This is a genomic window from Rhodococcus sp. RS1C4 (genome assembly GCF_002258225.1).
Lineage (GTDB): Bacteria > Actinomycetota > Actinomycetes > Mycobacteriales > Mycobacteriaceae > Rhodococcoides > Rhodococcoides fascians_E.
Map to the genome: position 1 here is coordinate 1 of NZ_NOXZ01000008.1, position 18,369 is coordinate 18,369.

An 18,369-nucleotide genomic window follows, 5' to 3' on the forward strand; every position below is an offset into this window, starting at 1 on the left:
CGCCCACCCGGGTCATTCCGCAGGCTCCACTCCTAAGGTTGGTTCATGATTCGCGTACTCCTGGCCGACGACGAGAACCTGATCCGTTCCGCCCTCGCGACGATGCTGTCGCTCGAGGACGACATCGACATCGTGGCGCAATCCGATTCCGGGGAAGCAGCCGTCACCGCGGCGCAGCAACACTCACCCGACATCGCTGTTCTCGACCTGCAGATGGGCGGAATCGACGGTATCGAGGCCGCGGGACTCATTGCCGACGCCGTCCCCACCTGTGCCGCCATCATCGTCACCAGCCACGGCAGGCCGGGGTATCTCAAGAAAGCATTGGAAGCCGGAGTTCGCGGGTTCCTACCGAAGACGACATCGGCCGCGACGCTCGCCGAAGTTGTCCGGACCGTGCACGGCGGCGGCCGATACGTCGATCCATCGCTCGCCGCGGAAGCAATCGGCGCGGGAGATTCTCCACTGACCCCGCGTGAAGCGGACGTGCTCGAGTTCGCGGCGGACGGCGCGACCATCGCCGAAATCGCCTCACGCGCTCACCTGTCCCAGGGAACCACACGCAATTACCTGTCCTCGGCCGCTGCGAAACTGGGAGCAGCCAATCGGCACGAGGCGTCAGCCGTTGCGCGACGCCACGGCTGGATTTGACGTCACTTCCAGGGACGGCAGCCGACGACCGGGCGCGGCCCGGCTGACCCCGATCCGTAAACCGTTGTGCTTCAGCAGGTACACGGCCGCGATGACGCCGGTCAGGAGCGAGACGACGCCGCCGACGACGAGAGGGGCGCGGGGGTCCAGTACGTCCGCCAACCACCCGAGGACCGGACTTCCGATCGGTGTACCGCCGAGGAAACAGAGCATGTAGATACCCATGACTCGTCCGCGCATGTCCGACGGCACGGACATCTGCAGTATGTTCATCGCGGACGTCGAGAACGTCAGGTTCAGTGCACCCGTCGGAATCAGCAGCAGCGCAACGAGCAGGTAGTTGGGCATCAGGCCGACGAGAAGTTCGAACACACCGAACGCGATGACCGCCCCGAGGAACAACCGGAGCCGAGGCGTCGTCGATCGTCGCGCGGCCAACGTCGCTCCCAGCAATGTGCCCACCGCCAGCGTCGTCGACAGCAGACCGTATGCATCGGCACCGCTGCCGAACGAGTTCCGAGCCAACACCGCAAGACTCAGCGGAAAGTTCAAGCCGAACGTGGACACCACGAACACCGTCGCCAGCAACACTCGCAGGTCGGGCCGTCCCCACACGTAGGAAAAACCGGCTCGTACTTGCCCTTTCGCTCGTGGGGCACGTTCCACGGCGAACAAGTCCTTGGCGCGCATCGCGATCAACGCACCGAAGACGGCGGCGAACGACGCTGCGTTGATCAGAAAGACCCAGCCCGTTCCCACGAGCGTGATCAGGACACCGGAAATCGCGGGCCCGATGATCCTGGCCATGTTGAACGTCATGGAATTCAACGCAATTGCGTTGGACAGAGTCTCCTTGCCGACCATCTCGATGGTGAAGGACTGACGCACCGGAGCGTCGATGGCGGACGAGCACCCCAGCACGAAGGCGATGACATAGACATGCCACAACTCGACTACGTTGCCCACGTCCAACAGTCCGAGCACCAGACCACACACCGCAGCGAAGACCTGCGTGATCATCAGAAGCTTGCGCTTGTCGTAGCGGTCCGCCAGCACACCGCCCCACACCGACAGCAGCAACGTCGGACCGAACTGCAACGCCATGACGATGCCGACGGCAAACCCGTTACCGCCGGACAACGTCAGAACCAACCAGTCCTGAGCAACACGTTGCATCCAGGTCCCGACGAGCGACACGATCTGCCCCGACGCCCACAATCGGTAATTGCGCGTACGAAGCGCAGCGAACATCGGCAAGGCTGTGGGCACCCCATAGATATTAAACCTATCTAACGAGTCGTTCCGCAGGCTCCACTTCCGCTCCCTGCCTATTCGGACTCGCTCACCAACGCGCTGATGATCCCGACGGCATCGCGCAGGGTTGCGAGCTGGGTCTCGTTCAACCCGGCCAGCTGCGCAGTCATCCACGCCTCCCGCGCACTCGCCTCGTCCGCGATGAGCGTGTGCCCGGCGGGCGACAGCGACACGATCACCTGACGGCCGTCGGTCGGATGCGCGGTGCGCACCACCAATCCCAGGTCTGCCAGTGACGCGATGACCCTGGTCATCGACGGTGGCTGCACGCGTTCACGAGCCGCGAGAGCCCCCGGTGTCATGTCCCCCTCACGGCTCAGCGTGGCCAAGGCCGACAGCTGAGTCAACGACACTTGCGAATCGACTCGTCTCCCCCTCAGATGACGAGTCAATCGCACGACGGCAAGCGACAGGTCGCTCGCCAGTTCACGGTTGTCCTTCACGTTATTTCCCGACGTCACAGCGAGGAGACTACGCCTAGCAGCGAGGATGAGCTCAGGTAACCGCGTCCGTGATGGGTCCGACCACGAAATACGCCACGAACAGTAGAGCGACGACCCAGAGCAGGGGATGTACCGACTTGGCCTCGCCTCGACCGACCGCGAGTATCACCCAGGCGATGAAGCCGACGCCGATACCGTTCGCGATGGAGTAGGTGAACGGCATCACGAGGATGGTAAGGAACGCGGGAAGAGCGATCTCGAACTTCGTGAAATCGATGTCCCTGACCTGTCCGATCATCAACGCACCGACCACGACCAGGGCGGGGGCCGCGGCTTCGATCGGGACGATGGCGGTCAACGGCGTCAGGAACATCGCCGCGAGGAACAGCACGCCGGTGACGACGTTGGCCAGGCCGGTACGCGCTCCTTCCGCGATTCCCGACGCGGACTCGACGAACACCGTGTTCGACGACGCCGACGCCCCGCCGCCGGCGATGGCTCCGGTGCCTTCGATGACGAGTGCCTTGCCGATGCCGGGGAGCGTGCCCTTCTCGTCGACGAGATTCCCCTCCTTGCCCAGACCGGTCATCGTTCCCATCGCGTCGAAGAAGTTCGCGAGCACGAGGGTGAACACCAACAGGCTGGCAGCCAGTACACCGATGCGGGTGAACGCACCGAACAGGTTCACATCTCCGACCAACGACAGGTCGGGGATCTGGAAGAGCTGATCCGGGAGAATCGGGACGCTGAGGTTCCACCCCTTGGGGTCGACGCCCTGCGACGGACCCACGTCGGTGACGGCCTCGACGATGGCCGCGACGACGGTGGTGACGACGATTCCGATGAGCAGTCCACCGCGCACCTTGCGTGCGACGAGGATGCCCATGAGGAGAAGTCCGAAGACGAACACTGCCGTCGGCCACGACGCGATGGAGCCGTCGATGCCGAGCCCGACGGGAACCGTCGTACCGGCGGCGTCGGGAATTCGCCGGACGAATCCGGAGTCGACCAGACCGATGAACGCGATGAACGCTCCGATGCCGGCCGCGATCGCAGCTTTCAGCTCGGACGGGATCGCGTTGAACACGGCGGTACGGAATCCGGTGACGGCCAACAGCACGATGATGATCCCGTCGATCACCACCAGACCCATTGCCTCGGGCCAGGTGACCTGAGGCGCAATGGTCACCGCCAGCAGGGTGTTGATGCCGAGTCCGGCTGCGATGCCGAAGGGGTAGTTGGCGACGATGCCGAACAGAATCGACATGAATCCCGCGACGAGCGCGGTCACGGCAGCGACTTGCGACACCGGCAAGATGTTGCCGAGCACGTCCGTCTTGGCCGCAGCGTCGTCGGCGGAGAAGCTGCCGAGGATCAACGGGTTGAGTACGACGATGTACGCCATCGCGACGAACGTGACGACGCCGCCGCGCACTTCGGATCCAACGGTGGATCCACGTTCGGTGATCTTGAAGTAGTTGTCCAGGAGCCGGGACTGGAAGGCCATGGAGGTAACCTACATTTCGTGGACCCCGAGTCGGAACCGAACGAGCTCAGCCCCAGGCTGACCGATCCGGCTCCGGTGCTCGCGGCCGGTCTCGCTCTGTGGATCGCGGCAACGGTGGTCGTTCTGCTCGTCGGCCAACGGTGGTCGTCGGCGCTGCCCGTCTGCTGGGCCGGAATCGGCGTCGGAGCAACCGGTTACGTGGTGTTTCTCGTCCAACGCGCAGCATCGAGGCGCGGCAAAAAGACCGCGCAGCGCGGCTTGAACTGACCGGCCGCCGTCCATAACCCACGTCACGTCGTGCCGCCGCACGTAATCGTCGTCACGCCACACATGCTCTGACGTGCGGAAACTCACCTCTGAATCGGTTGAGTTACACAGATTTAACGTGGAGTATTGGTTATGTCAGTTTCAAGCAACCGAGTAATCCACGAAAGCAAGGCCATGAAGTTCGTTTCGCAGTTCCGTACCCGCCGTAACCACACCCGCTCGCTTCGCGCCCTCTACGCACGCGCACACGCAGTCAGCAGCCCCTCGATGCGCGACGAACTCCTCGTCATCGCGCAGCGGTCCGACTACGCGGGTCGCTGATCGCACGGACCACGACGATCCACAGCAGTCCCCACAGGGCTCCGAACACCCAGCCCGCCAGCACGTCCGTCGTCCAATGGGCGCCCAGGTAGATCCGGGAGAACCCGATCGCCAGGGTGCCGACGACGGGCAACGCCAGCAGACTGCGCCTGTGCAGCCACGGTGTTCGTGACGTCACCAGGACAGCGATCGTCACCGTCGCGAGGATCGCGGACATCATCGCGTGGCCGGACGGGAACGAATAGCTCGAGATCTCGACCAGTCGCTCCGGAACCGGTGGCCTGGCACGCCCCCACAGCAGCTTGGCCAGACTCATTGCGCCCCAACCCGTCAGCATGGCACCGCCGACCATGATCGCGTCGGGCCGCCGGCCGGACATCAGCAATGCCGAGCATCCCGCGATGGACCACACGAACATCCACACCGTGTTCCCGAGTGTCGTGATCACCCAGAACAGTGACGTCACCCAGGCCACGCGATGCTCGACCATCCACAGAAGGACGTCAGCGTCCACCCTCGGCCTCCCTGTTGCCGGCGATGTGAGTGGTGCCGTCCTCGGCCACCCACCAAGCGAGGGTTCGGTCCCCCGCCACAGCTCCGCGAAGTCGAACGATCAATTCGTGGTGCACGACGACCCGCCCCGCGGGTAAGTCGAGTCCCAGTGCCGCGCAGGCCAACACCGCCGATGGCTCACGATCGAAGGAACTCACCCGTCCCACGCCTCGGACATCACCCTGGACAGCGTCCGAGGCGAGGCGCACATCGAGCACCGAAGCCAGCACGGACGCGGACTCCAGTGTCGACAGCACGGTGACGTCGGCGTCGAGGACGGCTGCGAGCCACGGTCGATCGAGCACCATCGCATCGATCGGGTCGACGAGTGCACCCGACACGGATCGAACCTGCGGTGGCAGGTCCAGGTCGTCCTCCTCGACGCGCCCCGACGCCACTGCGTCGGCGATCGCTGTATGAGTTGTCGCGATCACCGCAGGAGTCGGTGTGCGCGAGGGATCGGCGAGACGGTCGATCAGCAGCCGGGTGAACCAGGCGCTGTCGCAGTGGGTCGGCGCCAGCGCAGCTGCGAGATCGTCCGCACTCGGGTGCTCGAACACGTCGAGCAGTCCGTCGAACGTCGTGTCCGACGGCGCACGGTAGGTTCCGACCGACGTGCCGTCGACGACGGCGTGACGCCGCAACCACCACGCGGTGTATCCGTCCCGATCCTGCAGCGCGGCACGCGTTCTCGGATCCGCCAACAGCTGTGACAGCGCTTCCGGCCAGGCATCGGAGTCCACGAGATCCAGGTCGCGGACCGCGACGAGCGTCTCCGGGTCATCGGCCAGCGACGCCCACCACTCGGCCTCGTCGTCGAGATCGTGATCCGGCTCGGTCGGCAGGTCGTCGGTGACGACCCCGAATCCCCAGCCGACACCCACCGCGCGTAGCGCCTCCGGTCCGTGTGAACGTACGACGGCGGGATCGACCGTGCCGAACGGCGAATCCTCGGCCAAGACGGCCGCCAACGGTGCGTCGGGCAGCAACAATTCGTCCGCCGCACGCAGTTCGCCGGTGGAACTGGCCAGCGGAATCGATCCGAGCCACCCGGGCAGACCGTCGGCGTTCGCGGCAAGAGTGAGTACGGCGTCGGTCAGCCCGTCGACGGCATCACCGTCGTCCCAGTCCAGTTCGTCCAGAAGAGCTTCCAGCGCAGGATCGGACAGCATCTCCGCGGCGGACAACTGTGCCGCGCCCAGCCTCGTCAACAGTGGACGAGCGGCATCGGGGTGAACCAACCGAGTCCAGTGCACCCCGATCGCACCGCTGACGCCGTCGGCGAGCACCGTCGTCCGCGGGCCCGTCACCGTACGGCCGTCCGCGAGTGGAACAGGAAGTGCAGCAAGCTCTTCCGATGCAACGCCGTCGACGACGAGAGCCGCGAGCCCGTCGTACAAGCGACCCCACCATGCCGGTTCGCGGTCCACACCGGTGAGCATCTCGGCGAGACGTGCCAAACCGATGCGACGAACGTCGACCGCCGCCAACGCCGCTGCGTGTCGTGGACCGGACATCGACGGCGCAACCAGGTCCGGGAACGTCTCGGCCACCACCTCCGCCAACTCGTCCGTCAGCCCGGGCAGAACCATGGCGCGGGACGGAACCAGATCCACCCCTCCGACTCCGAGAAGCCATGCAGTGGAGGATGCCTCACGCAGAATCGACTCCCGCAGGACCTCGTCCACGGCACTGCGCGCGAACCCGGGCACCGGGACGAACACAGGCCGCACCGAGGGAGGCAGGGCCGCCAGCATCCGGCCGTATCCGGCGGCGAGCCCGGCCACATCGGCACCGGGCAGTACCCGTCGGCGATCGGGTTGCATGGCCACGTCGGCGATCGGTATCGCCGGTAGCGACAACTCCTCGTCCGACCGCGTGGGCGCGCGAAGAACATTCGCGGAATCGGGTACCGGCCGGCCGTCGACGGTCGGCATCAGCCACCGCACCCGCTCGGTGCGATACTGCCACCACCGGCGCCCGTCCACGTCGACGGCTTCCACCCTGACGCCGACGTCGGTGACGGCGCGTTCGAGCCGGTCGCCCGCGATGTCGATGACCGTCAGAGCTTCCAGTTCCAGCAACAGCGACGCCGCGTCCTCGCGCATCGAAGCGAGGATCTCGTCGGCGTCTCGCACCCGCAACACGATTTCGGAGTCGAACCCGTCGGCGGGCGGGACCGAACTCGGCCACGCCAGTCGCAGAACCGGAACACCGGTCGCCGGCGCCACCACCCCGGCGTCCGCCAGCGCCTGCATCGTCCGATCGGCGCTGAAGACCACTCCGCCTGCAGCGGAACGGAATTCGATCTCGTCACTGACTGCGCGTACCGCGGTGAAACCGACACCGAACCGGCCGACACCCTCGGTTTTCGCGGACACCCGCAACGCCGTCAGAGCGTGCACCCCACTTCGATCGAGCGGAGCGCCGGTGTTCGCAACGTGCAGGAACTCCCCATCCGACCACGCGCGGAGCGAACCGGGCACCCCGCCGCGTGCGGCAGCGTCGGCGGCGTTCTGCGCCAGCTCGGTCAGCAGCCGTTCGCGATAACCACCGCGCACCAGATCACTCTCGGTGGCAGAGTCCTCCCGCAATCGCGTCGGCGACGACGTCCACGCGGACAGAACCGCCGCACGCAGCGATTCGGTGTCGAATGGATCGCTCAATCGGTCGATCGATCGTCCTGCTCGGCGGCGTCGGCGATAGCCTCCGACTCGGCCTCGGGCGCGGCGACCTCAGTCGTGGCGGCCTCAGTCGTGGCGGCCTCAGGCTCGGCGGCCTCCGGTGCGGGTGGTGTGACGACGACCTCGAGCGCCGCGTCGTCGTACGGGTCGAACTGCGGGGACCCGGCGCCGGTCGGCAGCTCGGTGTCGGAGTGCGCACCACAGCCGTACTCGACGTGCACCACTCGCCCGTCGGCGGAGTACTCGTTGCCGCACACTCCGAAGGCAGCCGACAACGACCCCGCGATCGGCAGGAAGAATCCGCAGAGCCCGCAGGTCGACGGAGCGGCCTTCGCCATCTCGCTGCCCGGGCCGAAGTCACCGTCGTGCCACCGTTCGGCTGCGTCGAGCCTCTCCTCCCGGCTCGGAACCTGGGTGCGACCCAGACCCAGTTCGAGAGCGACGTCGTCGACAGCGGGGTCACCGGTCACCACGTACCCGGGAACCAGACGCGGATCCTGGTGCCGGGGCGGGAGTAGATCACCCGGTCCGAGGTCGCCCGGACGGATCCGCTCGTCCCACGGCAACCACGCGGGCGCAACGAGAGCATCGGGGCCCGGGAGCAACACGATTTCACTGATGGTCGCGACGTCGGCGTCCTCGGGCGCGGCGACGACCACCGCCCACTGCCATCCGCGGTAGCCCTGCAATTCGGCACGGAAGCGGTGGGTGGCCGCCGAGCGATCCTCGGCGGTGACGCCGAGATATTCTCCGACGCCGCCTTCGGCCGAATCGATCAGCGCCGCACGAGCCAACTCCGCGGCGTCGGCGAGAACGGGACGAATCTGGTCGAGCTCAGGAGACGATGTGAAACTCACACATTCATTTTGCCGCATCACTTCGGATGCGCCCAGTTCGGGCTGCCATGATGGGGCGATGCCTGCGCCGTTTCGTTCCAGGGTGAAGACCACAGCGGCTGCCGCGATGGGTCTGCTCACCGCGGCGGGACTGGTGACCGGATGCACCGAGACGGAACCGGAATCGTCGGCGATATCGGCCGACGCGCTGTCCGTCACCGTTGTTCGCACATTGCCCCACGACCGGACGTCGTTCACCCAGGGGCTCGAGATCTCCGACGGAGTGCTGTACGAGAGCACGGGCCGCAACGGAACGTCCTACGTCCGCGTGAGCGACCTCGACACAGGCGACATCCTTCGGCAGGTCGACCTGTCCTCCTCCTACTTCGGTGAAGGCATCACCGTTACCGACAGCACGGCCTGGCAGATCACCTGGCAGGACGGTGCCGCGTTCGCCCGCGACCCGCAGACACTGGCCGAACGCGCCCGCGTCGACTACGACGGTGAAGGGTGGGGACTGTGCGAAGCGCCGACGGACGGTTCGTCGCGGCTGATCATGAGTGACGGTTCGTCGACGCTGACGTTCCGCGATCCGGCGACGTTCGACGCCACCGGCGAGGTATCGGTCACCCGGGACGGGAACCCGCTGTCGAACCTCAACGAGCTCGAGTGCGCCGAGGACGGATCCGTGTACGCGAACGTGTGGAAGACGTTCGACATCGCGCGGATCGATCCGCAGACCGGCGCCGTCACGGCGATGATCGACGCTCGGCCGCTGTGGGACGCCATGACCGACGAGGAACGTGCCGGAGCCGACGTCCTCAACGGCATCGCACAGATACCGGGCACCGACCGGTTCCTCGTGACCGGAAAATTGTGGCCGACGATGTACGAGGTGGAGTTCACGTGAGTCGGTGTACTCGCCCATCCGACTTTCAGTGCAGAATTGATCCGTGACCGATCCCCGTGATTCCGACGCCCCCGCGGGTGAGGACCACCCAGGGTTCGACAATTACCGGCCGGCCCCCCGCGCCGCGAGCCGGCGTACCCCGCTGCCTCCTCTGCACCCACCGAATCCCCAGCCTCAGGCCGATCGGCCGCAGGACCGGAAACCGCAAGGGCCGAAAGCTCCCCCGATTCCCCGGAAGCTGACGGTCACCCGGGTCGCCGCGATGCGCAGCCGAGAACTGACGGGCAAGGGCATCGCGACGTTCCAGCGCGCAGCAAAAGCCGACGGCGCCGACAAGTCCGGCCTGACGGCACTGACCTACGCGACCATGGCCAACTTCGCGTCCGACGCTGCCATCGCCGTCGCCCTGGCCAACACGTTGTTCTTCTCTGCCGCAACCGGCGAGGACAAGCTGAAGGTCGCGCTCTACCTCGTCATCACGATCGCACCGTTCGCCGTCATCGCGCCGCTGATCGGACCGATGCTGGACAGGTTGCAGCACGGCCGTCGCATCGCGCTCGCCACCTCGTTCGGTCTGCGGACGGTGCTGGCGGTGGTGCTGGTGTTCAACTTCGACAGCTGGGTCCTGTATCCGGCCGCACTGGGAATGTTGGTGCTCAGCAAATCCTTCGCGGTACTCAAATCCGCGGTGACGCCCCGCGTACTTCCACCCGAGATAGACCTCGTGAGGGTCAACTCACGGCTCACGGTGTTCGGCCTCATCGGCGGCACCATCGTCGCGGGTGGAATCGCCGCCGGAATCGCGTTCGTCGCAGGCTCCCCTGGTGCGCTCTGGTTCGTCGCCGCCGTCACGGTGTTCGGTGCATACCTGAGCATGCGCATCCCCTCGTGGGTGGAGGTCACCGAAGGCGAAGTCCCCGCAACCCTGAGCTACCACGGCGACGACGCCCAGACGGAAGTGATCCGTCGCGGCCGAGCCGGGGAAACACCGTCGGCGACGCCCGCGAAGGCGCGACGCCAGCCGCTGGGCAAAGCTGTGATCATCGGGCTCTGGGGTAACGGAACCATCCGAATCCTGACCGGGTTTCTGACGCTCTACGTGGCCTTCGTCGCGAAAGCTCAGACCGAACACGAGCCGATCAAGCAGGCTGCGATGCTGGGGCTCGTCGGCGCCGCTGCCGCGATCGGCAACTTCGCCGGCAACGCGGCAGGCGCTCGGATCAAGCTGGGCAGGCCCGCCATCGTCGTCCTCCGGTGCACCACCGCGGTCACCGTCGGCGCGATCGTCGCAGCGATCACCGGCAGTCTGCTGACCGCCGCGCTCGCAGCGCTGATCGCATCCGCGGCGAGCGCGCTGGCCAAGGTCTCGCTGGATGCATCACTGCAGTCGGACCTTCCACCGGAATCCATCGCCTCCGGATTCGGCCGATCCGAGACCGTGCTCCAGCTCTGCTGGGTGATGGGCGGAACCATGGGCGTACTGCTGCCCACCGAGTTCTGGCTCGGTTTCACCGTCGTGTCGGTGGTGCTTACGATCGGTCTGGTCCAAACCTTCCTCACCTACCGTGGGAAGTCGCTGCTCCCCGGATTCGGGGGCAACCGACCCGATCACGCCGACCAGGAAATCCCCGACGCCGTCGGACATCCGTCCGCCGCGACCAGCACGAACAGAACGTGAGCACAGTGAATTTCGCACCGAAGACCAAGAAGATACTGGCCATCGGCACCGTCGGCCTCGTAGTCGTCGCAGTTGCGTTCGTCGCGGTTCTCGCGTTGCTCGTCAAGGATGCACCGTCGCATCGGCCGACCGTCACCGCATTCGCCGACGGTAGAACCGTCGTCGTCGAGCCGTACCTCTACTGCCCCGTGAACGAGCCGCTGTGCGACACCGACGGCACCAGCGCCACCGTTCCGGTGAGCGAGGGCCACCCATTGCAGCTGTCGTTGCCCGGTGAGATCACGTCGGCGCCCTGGATCCTCGCCGCGGTCTACGCGGACGGCGACGGCGCCGTCGAGTCGGACACCCTCTACCTGCCCGACGAGAAGCTGGGCATGACGGTCCAGCCCCTCGACGACGAGGGCAGGGAGCTACTGGGCGTCGAAATCCGACTGCCGTCGGGCGTCATCGACTCCGACACTCAGCAGGAGGAGATCATCAGCCACGCGATCTGGTCGATCGCGACCAAGACCGACTGATCAGCTGTCGAGCTCACGCGCGACGGCGCGGACGACCTCGGAGATCTTCTGAGCGGTCTTGCGGTCCGGGTACTTGCCCTTGCGCAGCTCCGGCTGAATGGTGGCCTCGAGCAACGTGATCATGTCCTCGACCATGCCGTGCAGCTGGTCCGGGGTGTGCTTGCGCTCGACATGCTCACGCCGACCCTGAGTGTTCTGACGCACGGTCGGAGCCGGTTCGAGGACCTTGAGACTGAGCGCCTGGGGTCCGCGGCGGCCTGCGGCCATGCCGAATTCCACGCGCTGACCGGCCTTGAGGCCGTCGACACCTGCAGGGAGCGCAGACGAGCGAACGTAGACGTCCTCACCTTCCTCCTGAGAGAGAAAGCCGAATCCCTTGTCGACGTCGTACCACTTCACCTTGCCGGTAGGCACTGCGCTCACCCGTCCATTTGTCTCGATTGTTGTTGCTGGCACAAAATTTCGCGCCCCGCACGATCGGCGAGACGCGAATACGACAGTCTACCGCGAGTGGGCCGGTGCAAGCACCTGGGTTTCTCCGTCGGGTGAGCCGACGTCCGGCGAGCGACTACCGTCTGGAGATGTGACCGATCGACGACCCCGAGGCAGCTCGGCTCTGCTGCGCGTAGCACTCGTTCTTTTCGTTGCCGGACTGGTTGCCATCGCGGCGATCTTTCTGGTTCCGGCGGTGGGCGGAAACGAGCCGCCGCTGTGGCTGTACCTGACCGCGATGATCGCCGCACCGCTCGGCTTCGTGCTGGCGCTGGTGTTCGCACTGTTTTCCGGCCGACGAGCACGATAGACGGGAGTACCGACCATGCGTCCGATACTGAACATCATCTGGCTGATCTTCGGCGGGCTGTGGCTCGCCCTCGGATATTTCGCAGCGGGAATCATCTGCTGCATCCTCATTGTCACGATTCCGTTCGGAATCGCGTCCTTCCGAATCGGCGTCTACGCACTGTGGCCGTTCGGAAAGACGGTCGTCGAACGTCCGACGTCGGGGGTCGCATCGGTGATCGGCAACGTGATCTGGTTGATCGTCGCCGGTGTCTGGCTCGCCATCGGGCACATCGCGACTGCCTTCGCGATGGCCATCACCATCATCGGGATCCCGCTTGCGATCGCGAACCTGAAGATGATTCCGATCTCCCTGATGCCGCTCGGCAAGGACATCGTCGACGCGTGATCACTTCTGCCCCTTCCGCCCCAATCCGGATGGGTGTGACTTCCATCACATAACAGGGTGGTAACGGAAGGGCAACGGACGGACGTCGTCGCGGTGCCGACGCCTCTAGCTGCAGATTCGTTCGTTACCGAAAATCGGACACGAGCACGCCGCGTTGCGGCTCGAAAAAGCAACAGTTACCAAATGGTGACACTCCACGGGAACTTCAGTACGGTCAGTGGCGGCTGAGAAACTTCGGCCGAATCCGTTCCCGCAGCGCCAAACCTCGTCCCGCGGAAACGGACCCCCACCAAGAACACCCAGGGGACGAGGACGGGGGACCCACACGTCCTCTCGGATAACCGGAACGCTCCGCTCACGCGGAACATTCCTTGGGGTGAAGCCCGTCGATCCTGCAGTGATCTCACTGCTGGACACGCCGGGCCGGGCTACCTCTCAGCCCGAACCCGACAGCTGACCTCGCAGGCGCCTGTGGAGAGGATTCGAAGAAAAGTATGAGCGGACGTCATCGCAAGCCGACCACCACCGGCCGCACCGTCGCCAAGGTCGCCGTCACCGGCGCCATCATGGGCACCGCAGGCATCGCCTTCACCGGTACCGCCAACGCAGCTCCTGACTCCGATTGGGACCGTCTCGCTCAGTGCGAAGCAGGCGGCAACTGGGGCATCAACACCGGCAACGGTTTCCAGGGTGGTCTGCAGTTCTCCCCGAGCACCTGGAACTCGCACGGCGGCCAGCAGTACGCAGCCACCGCGAACCAGGCCAGCCGCGAAGAGCAGATCGCAGTCGCCGAGAAGGTTCTCGCATCGCAGGGCTGGGGCGCATGGCCCTCCTGCTCCTCGAGCCTTGGCCTCAGCAGCGCACCGTCCGAGCGCAGCGTGCCTGCCTCGCCGAAGTCCGCTCCCGAAGCACCCAAGCTCCCCGACCTGACGTCCATCCCGACGGTCGACGGCTCTGCCGAGGTCATCGACGGCATCACGAGCGCCGTGCAGACCTTCACCAACGACCCGCAGATCGCCTCGATCATCAAGGACGCGACGCAGGGCATTCAGCTCGACCCGCAGCTGGTCGAGTTCTACCAGGCCAACAAGGCGTTCCTGCCTCAGTAAGGCACATCGCCGGTACGAGAAAGGCCCCCGAGACCGTAGTCTCGGGGGCCTTTCTCGTCTGTTCGTATCGGCTGTGTCAGCGGTTGACGACGGTCACAGGGTGCGCGTAGGGCAGTTCCTCCACGGGCAGCGGGAACTCGGTCTCCTCGCCGTACGGCGACAAGCCTCCCGAGCGCGTGGACGACAATTCCGTCACCGCATGGTCACCGCGTGCGGTGTCCGGCCAGCCTGGATCGACATAGGGCTTCTTCGACTTGTTCACCATGCGCCCATTTTGACACCTGCGCTGCGGCATACACCAGCCCAGGTCACTAATCTGATACGTGATGACCGATAAAGCAGCGCCACCGGACCTCGCCACGTGGCTGGAGTCCCGCTCCGATTCCGAACTCGTCGGCTTTCTCACGCTGCGTCCGGACCTGACGGTGCCACCGCCGTCGACCATCGGTGTTCTCGCCGGCCGCGCCGAGCAGCGCGCGTCGATTCTCCGTAGTGCCGACTCACTCGACACCCTCGCGCTGACGATTCTCGAGCTTCTCTCGATCGAGGGTGCGGGTGATCTGCCGGTGACTCGTGCGCGTCTCGACGACGTGATCGACAAGCGCGCCACCGCCAAAGCCGTCGATCGTGCGCTGACGGCGCTGCGGGAACGCGCTCTGGTCTGGGGCACTCGAACCCTTCGGATGGCTCCCGCGGCACCGGACGCCGTGCCGTGGCGAATCGGCCGCATCCTGGACGCAGACGACTCACTCACGCCCGAGCGCGTCACCGAAGCGCTCGCCGGTATCGAATCGAGCGAACGTGGCCTGCTCGACACTCTCGCGAGGTCTTCTCCCGTCGGTCGGACCCGCGATGCCGCGCCGGGCACGTCGCCGGACCGTCCGGTCCAGAAGCTGCTGCGCGCCGGGCTGCTGACGTGGCTGGACGAGCAGACGGTCGAGCTTCCGCATCAGGTGGGTCAGGCGCTGCGCGGCGAGCCGATCTCCGATCCCACCTCGCTGACTCCACCCAAGCCGACGACGACCAAGTACACGGCAGCCGACGTCGACGCCGCGGCGGCGGGCGAATCGCTCGAGCTGATCAGGCACTGCGCGGCGATCATCGAGTCCTTGGCGGTCGCACCCGCCCCGGCGCTGAAGGCCGGCGGTCTCGGCATCCGAGAACTCAAACGCGTCACCAAAGCGACGGGTCTCGACGAGAACCAGGTGGGACTGCTCGTCGAACTCCTCGCGGCCGCGGGCTTGATCTCCAGCGGCACCCCCGATCCCCTTCCGTCGAACGACTCCGGCGACGACTACTGGGCGCCCACCTCCGCCGTCGACGCCTGGACGACGGCAACGCCTGCCGCGCGCTGGCACGCCCTGGCGTCGGCGTGGCTCGATCTGCAGCGTGCCCCCTGGCTCATCGGTATGCGCGATTCCAACGACAGACCCGTCGCCGCGCTGTCCGAGGAAGTTCGCTCGCCTGCGGCCCCGCGCGACCGTCGTACGATCCTCGAGTACCTGGCCGAGCTGGGCGCCGGAAACTCGGTGACGCCCGCCGACGTCTCGCGCGGACTCGGCTGGAGACGTCCACGGGCAGCGGCCAGGTTCGCGATGCGCCCGACGCAGAAGATGATCGACGAAGCCACGACCCTCGGCATCGTCGCCCGCGGTGCGCTGTCGTCACCGGGCAAAGCGTTGTTGCACGGCGGCGACGCCGAAGCCGCCATGCGGTCCGTTCTTCCGAAACCGATCGACTACATCCTCCTCCAGGCCGACCTCACCCTGGTGGCACCGGGACCTCTCGAACCTGATCTGAACGACCGGATCGAGCTCGTGGCCGACGTCGAGTCGGCAGGCGCGGCGACGATGTACCGGATCACCGAGGACAGTCTGCGCCGAGCTCTCGACGTGGGCATGAGCGCGGCCGAGTTGCACAGTCTGTTCACCACACACTCCCGTACCCCGGTTCCGCAGGGACTGAGCTACCTGATCGACGACGTCGCCCGGCGCCACGGACGACTCCGGGCCGGTGTGGCCTCGTCGTTCGTCCGGTGCGAGGATCCGGCTCTGCTCGCCGAGGTTCTGGCCTCCCCGGCGAGCGAACAACTGGCGCTCCGCGCGCTCGCTCCGACGGTCGCCATCTCGCAAGCGCCCCTGGCCGAAGTCATGAACGTCCTCACCGCGGCGGGGCTTGCACCCGCAGGCGAGGATTCCAACGGCGCCATCGTCGACCTCCGCAGCCGCGGTGCGCGGGTCCCGGTCCGCAGAACCCGAGCCCAGTTCCGCAGCCCGGCCGTACCCACCGACGAGCAACTCGCCCGGCTCGTCACCGAACTGCGAGCGGGCGAACGCGCCTCCCGGGCGAGCGGTCACACCGTGCGTTCCGACGGCACCCGCGCAACCGGAACCGCGACGCTCGCCCTACTCCAGACCGCACTGCAGGTGCGGCGAAGCGTCACGATCGGCTACGTCGACGCCCAGGGCACCGCGTCGAGACGCGTCGTCGATCCGGTCGCGATGGGCGGTGGTCTGCTCGAGGCATTCGATCCCGCGACCGGTGAAGTACGTCGCTTCACCCTGCATCGCATCACCTCGGTGGCTCTCGTCGACTGACGTGAGCGGCAATGCAGTTCCGCTCACATGCGCGGACGGCACGTTATGTGGACAATGGAACAGTTGCGCATTTTCGATGCGCATCAGGCGCGTTGCGCCGAAGAGTTCTGTAGGAGGAACACGTGACCGATGGGCCTTTGATCGTCCAGTCCGACAAGACTCTGCTGCTGGAAATCGACCACCCGCAAGCCGGTGAAGCGCGCGGCGCCATCGCTCCGTTCGCGGAGCTCGAACGAGCGCCCGAGCATGTGCACACCTATCGCATCACCCCGCTCGCACTGTGGAACGCGCGTGCGGCCGGCCACGATGCGGAGCAGGTCGTCGACGCACTCGTCAACTACTCGCGCTACGCCGTGCCTCAACCGTTGCTGGTGGACATCGTCGACACGATGGCACGGTACGGACGCCTTCAGCTGGTGAAGAGCCCGGTCCACGGACTCTCGCTCATCAGCCTGGACCGTGCCGTCCTCACCGAGGTCATGCGGCACAAGAAGATTGCGCCGATGCTCGGCGCCAAGGTCGACGAGGACACGGTCATCGTTCACCCGAGCGAGCGCGGGCATCTCAAGCAGATGCTGCTGAAGATCGGCTGGCCCGCGGAAGACCTCGCCGGGTACGTCGACGGCGAAGCGCACCCGATCGATCTGGATCAGGAGGGCGGCCATTGGTCGCTGCGCGACTACCAGGAGATGGCCGCGGATTCGTTCTGGGCCGGCGGCTCGGGCGTCGTCGTCCTCCCCTGTGGCGCCGGCAAGACAATGGTCGGTGCCGCCGCGATGGCCAAGGCCAAGGCCACGACGCTGATTCTCGTCACCAACACCGTCGCGGGCCGCCAGTGGAAGCGCGAGTTGATCGCGCGTACCTCGCTCACCGAGGAAGAGATCGGTGAGTACTCGGGCGAGCGCAAGGAAATTCGCCCTGTGACCATCGCCACCTACCAGGTCATCACTCGTCGCACCAAGGGCGAGTACAAGCACCTCGAGCTGTTCGACTCGCGCGACTGGGGTCTGGTCATCTACGACGAGGTCCACCTGCTTCCGGCGCCGGTGTTCCGCATGACGGCCGATCTGCAGTCGCGGCGTCGCCTCGGCCTGACCGCGACCCTGGTCCGTGAGGACGGCCGCGAGGGCGACGTGTTCTCGCTCATCGGCCCCAAGCGATACGACGCTCCGTGGAAGGACATCGAGGCGCAGGGCTGGATCGCGCCCGCCGAATGCATCGAGGTTCGCGTCACGCTGACCGATGCCGAACGCATGGCGTACGCGGTGTCGGAACCGGAGGAGCGATACAAACTGTGCTCGACGGCGCACACCAAGATCGCCGTGGTGAAATCCATTCTGGCGAAGCACGAGGACGCGCCGACGTTGGTGATCGGGGCGTACCTCGATCAGCTCGACGAATTGGGTGAGGCACTGAACGCCCCGGTCATCCAGGGGTCGACCAAGAACAAGGAACGAGAAATCCTCTTCGACGCGTTCCGCAAGGGCGAGATTCAGACCCTGGTGGTCAGCAAGGTCGCGAACTTCTCCATCGACCTCCCGGAAGCATCTGTGGCCGTGCAGGTTTCAGGAACCTTCGGATCACGTCAGGAGGAAGCACAGCGCCTCGGACGCCTCCTTCGGCCGAAACACGATGGCGGACAGGCGCATTTCTACTCCGTCGTGTCCCGGGACACCCTCGACGCCGAATATGCTGCGCACAGGCAACGATTCCTCGCCGAGCAGGGGTACGCCTATCGCATCACCGACGCCGACGACATGCTGGGGCCTGCGATCTGAGCTGCCGGCGTGCTA

19 protein-coding genes and 1 riboswitch are annotated in these 18,369 nt (G+C 66.0%); of the genes, 11 read left to right on the plus strand and 8 right to left on the minus strand.

Features of this window, described 5'->3' with window-relative positions:
• Nucleotides 1-45: 45 nt before the first annotated feature.
• On the plus strand, nucleotides 46-651 hold the full coding sequence (locus CH289_RS02515; protein ID WP_019667292.1) for a response regulator transcription factor: 606 nt from the start codon (nucleotides 46-48) through the stop codon (nucleotides 649-651).
• On the opposite strand, the gene CH289_RS02520 is transcribed toward CH289_RS02515, so the two are convergent.
• The 3 genes from CH289_RS02520 to CH289_RS02530 form a co-directional block, all read right to left on the minus strand.
• Complete coding sequence (locus tag CH289_RS02520; protein WP_170947491.1) at nucleotides 619-1,902, minus strand: MFS transporter; 1,284 nt, start codon at nucleotides 1,900-1,902, stop codon at nucleotides 619-621. The two genes, CH289_RS02515 and CH289_RS02520, sit on opposite strands and share 33 nt — an antisense overlap.
• A gap of 77 nt (nucleotides 1,903-1,979) precedes the next feature.
• Nucleotides 1,980-2,408, minus strand: coding sequence for an Rv0880 family HTH-type transcriptional regulator (locus tag CH289_RS02525; protein ID WP_019667294.1), 429 nt, complete (start codon nucleotides 2,406-2,408; stop codon nucleotides 1,980-1,982).
• A gap of 52 nt (nucleotides 2,409-2,460) precedes the next feature.
• Nucleotides 2,461-3,915: an NCS2 family permease gene (locus CH289_RS02530; RefSeq protein WP_094727166.1), complete on the minus strand. Its 1,455-nt coding sequence runs from the start codon at nucleotides 3,913-3,915 to the stop codon at nucleotides 2,461-2,463.
• Between the two features lie 18 nt (nucleotides 3,916-3,933).
• On the opposite strand from CH289_RS02530, the gene CH289_RS02535 reads away from it, so the two are divergent.
• Nucleotides 3,934-4,182: a DUF2530 domain-containing protein gene (locus tag CH289_RS02535; protein WP_094727168.1), complete on the plus strand. Its 249-nt coding sequence runs from the start codon at nucleotides 3,934-3,936 to the stop codon at nucleotides 4,180-4,182.
• A gap of 174 nt (nucleotides 4,183-4,356) precedes the next feature.
• Nucleotides 4,357-4,503, plus strand: coding sequence for a hypothetical protein (locus CH289_RS28145; RefSeq protein ID WP_167336921.1), 147 nt, complete (start codon nucleotides 4,357-4,359; stop codon nucleotides 4,501-4,503).
• On the opposite strand, the gene CH289_RS02540 is transcribed toward CH289_RS28145, so the two are convergent.
• The 3 genes from CH289_RS02540 to CH289_RS02550 are packed head-to-tail and all read right to left on the minus strand — an operon-like array spanning nucleotide 4,469 to nucleotide 8,614.
• Nucleotides 4,469-5,017 (minus strand): phosphatase PAP2 family protein, encoded by a 549-nt coding sequence (locus CH289_RS02540; RefSeq protein WP_019667297.1) that lies wholly within the window; start codon nucleotides 5,015-5,017, stop codon nucleotides 4,469-4,471. The two genes, CH289_RS28145 and CH289_RS02540, sit on opposite strands and share 35 nt — an antisense overlap.
• On the minus strand, nucleotides 5,007-7,721 hold the full coding sequence (locus CH289_RS02545) for a sacsin N-terminal ATP-binding-like domain-containing protein (RefSeq protein ID WP_094727170.1): 2,715 nt from the start codon (nucleotides 7,719-7,721) through the stop codon (nucleotides 5,007-5,009). Before CH289_RS02545 ends, CH289_RS02540 begins: the two co-directional genes overlap by 11 nt.
• Complete coding sequence (locus tag CH289_RS02550) at nucleotides 7,718-8,614, minus strand: DUF3027 domain-containing protein (protein WP_094727221.1); 897 nt, start codon at nucleotides 8,612-8,614, stop codon at nucleotides 7,718-7,720. Before CH289_RS02550 ends, CH289_RS02545 begins: the two co-directional genes overlap by 4 nt.
• 40 nt (nucleotides 8,615-8,654) lie before the next feature.
• On the opposite strand from CH289_RS02550, the gene CH289_RS02555 reads away from it, so the two are divergent.
• Genes CH289_RS02555 through CH289_RS02565 form a run of 3 tightly spaced genes read left to right on the plus strand, consistent with a single transcriptional unit; the run spans nucleotide 8,655 to nucleotide 11,681 of the window.
• Nucleotides 8,655-9,485 (plus strand): glutaminyl-peptide cyclotransferase, encoded by an 831-nt coding sequence (locus tag CH289_RS02555; RefSeq protein ID WP_306427506.1) that lies wholly within the window; start codon nucleotides 8,655-8,657, stop codon nucleotides 9,483-9,485.
• A 43-nt stretch (nucleotides 9,486-9,528) separates the two neighbouring features.
• Nucleotides 9,529-11,163 carry an MFS transporter gene (locus tag CH289_RS02560; RefSeq protein ID WP_170947490.1) on the plus strand — a complete coding sequence of 545 codons (1,635 nt, stop codon included), beginning with the start codon at nucleotides 9,529-9,531 and terminating at the stop codon, nucleotides 11,161-11,163.
• A complete protein-coding gene (locus tag CH289_RS02565; protein WP_094656234.1) occupies nucleotides 11,160-11,681 on the plus strand; it encodes a DUF2771 family protein in 522 nt (173 codons plus the stop codon). Before CH289_RS02560 ends, CH289_RS02565 begins: the two co-directional genes overlap by 4 nt.
• Here CH289_RS02565 and CH289_RS02570 read toward each other — a convergent pair whose 3' ends face one another.
• Nucleotides 11,682-12,095 (minus strand): cold-shock protein, encoded by a 414-nt coding sequence (locus tag CH289_RS02570; protein ID WP_019667303.1) that lies wholly within the window; start codon nucleotides 12,093-12,095, stop codon nucleotides 11,682-11,684.
• A gap of 169 nt (nucleotides 12,096-12,264) precedes the next feature.
• Here CH289_RS02570 and CH289_RS02575 point away from each other — a divergent pair, with 169 nt between their 5' ends.
• The 3 genes from CH289_RS02575 to CH289_RS02590 all read left to right on the plus strand — a co-directional run bounded on the left by CH289_RS02575 (nucleotide 12,265) and on the right by CH289_RS02590 (nucleotide 13,979).
• Entirely contained in the window at nucleotides 12,265-12,483 is a 219-nt protein-coding gene (locus CH289_RS02575; RefSeq protein ID WP_019667304.1) for a hypothetical protein, read from the plus strand.
• A 15-nt stretch (nucleotides 12,484-12,498) separates the two neighbouring features.
• The gene (locus CH289_RS02580) at nucleotides 12,499-12,870 is read left to right on the plus strand and encodes a YccF domain-containing protein (RefSeq protein WP_037145213.1); all 372 of its coding nucleotides are present in this window, start codon (nucleotides 12,499-12,501) and stop codon (nucleotides 12,868-12,870) included.
• Nucleotides 12,871-13,156: 286 nt separating this feature from the next.
• A riboswitch (cyclic di-AMP (ydaO/yuaA leader) is annotated at nucleotides 13,157-13,354 on the plus strand.
• Between the two features lie 10 nt (nucleotides 13,355-13,364).
• Entirely contained in the window at nucleotides 13,365-13,979 is a 615-nt protein-coding gene (locus CH289_RS02590; RefSeq protein ID WP_019667307.1) for a transglycosylase family protein, read from the plus strand.
• Between the two features lie 76 nt (nucleotides 13,980-14,055).
• On the opposite strand, the gene CH289_RS02595 is transcribed toward CH289_RS02590, so the two are convergent.
• Complete coding sequence (locus tag CH289_RS02595; protein WP_019667308.1) at nucleotides 14,056-14,244, minus strand: hypothetical protein; 189 nt, start codon at nucleotides 14,242-14,244, stop codon at nucleotides 14,056-14,058.
• 61 nt (nucleotides 14,245-14,305) lie between these two features.
• Between CH289_RS02595 and CH289_RS02600 the strand changes: the two genes are divergently transcribed.
• Together CH289_RS02600 and CH289_RS02605 are read left to right on the plus strand one after the other, a co-directional pair.
• Nucleotides 14,306-16,576, plus strand: coding sequence for a helicase-associated domain-containing protein (locus tag CH289_RS02600; protein WP_094727175.1), 2,271 nt, complete (start codon nucleotides 14,306-14,308; stop codon nucleotides 16,574-16,576).
• Nucleotides 16,577-16,698: 122 nt separating this feature from the next.
• Nucleotides 16,699-18,354 (plus strand): DNA repair helicase XPB, encoded by a 1,656-nt coding sequence (locus CH289_RS02605; RefSeq protein ID WP_026348165.1) that lies wholly within the window; start codon nucleotides 16,699-16,701, stop codon nucleotides 18,352-18,354.
• The last annotated feature ends 15 nt before the right edge of the window (nucleotides 18,355-18,369 follow it).

Bases quoted from the DNA above. Each gene is read 5' to 3' on its own strand.
- CH289_RS02580 (WP_037145213.1), top strand. From the start codon at position 12,499: ATGCGTCCGATACTGAACATCATCTGGCTGATCTTCGGCGGGCTGTGG.
- CH289_RS02550 (WP_094727221.1), bottom strand. From the start codon at position 8,614: ATGCGGCAAAATGAATGTGTGAGTTTCACATCGTCTCCTGAGCTCGAC.
- CH289_RS02530 (WP_094727166.1), bottom strand. From the start codon at position 3,915: ATGGCCTTCCAGTCCCGGCTCCTGGACAACTACTTCAAGATCACCGAA.
- CH289_RS02515 (WP_019667292.1), top strand. From the start codon at position 46: ATGATTCGCGTACTCCTGGCCGACGACGAGAACCTGATCCGTTCCGCC.
- CH289_RS02590 (WP_019667307.1), top strand. From the start codon at position 13,365: ATGAGCGGACGTCATCGCAAGCCGACCACCACCGGCCGCACCGTCGCC.
- CH289_RS28145 (WP_167336921.1), top strand. From the start codon at position 4,357: ATGAAGTTCGTTTCGCAGTTCCGTACCCGCCGTAACCACACCCGCTCG.
- CH289_RS02555 (WP_306427506.1), top strand. From the start codon at position 8,655: ATGCCTGCGCCGTTTCGTTCCAGGGTGAAGACCACAGCGGCTGCCGCG.
- CH289_RS02600 (WP_094727175.1), top strand. From the start codon at position 14,306: ATGACCGATAAAGCAGCGCCACCGGACCTCGCCACGTGGCTGGAGTCC.
- CH289_RS02520 (WP_170947491.1), bottom strand. From the start codon at position 1,902: ATGTTCGCTGCGCTTCGTACGCGCAATTACCGATTGTGGGCGTCGGGG.
- CH289_RS02595 (WP_019667308.1), bottom strand. From the start codon at position 14,244: ATGGTGAACAAGTCGAAGAAGCCCTATGTCGATCCAGGCTGGCCGGAC.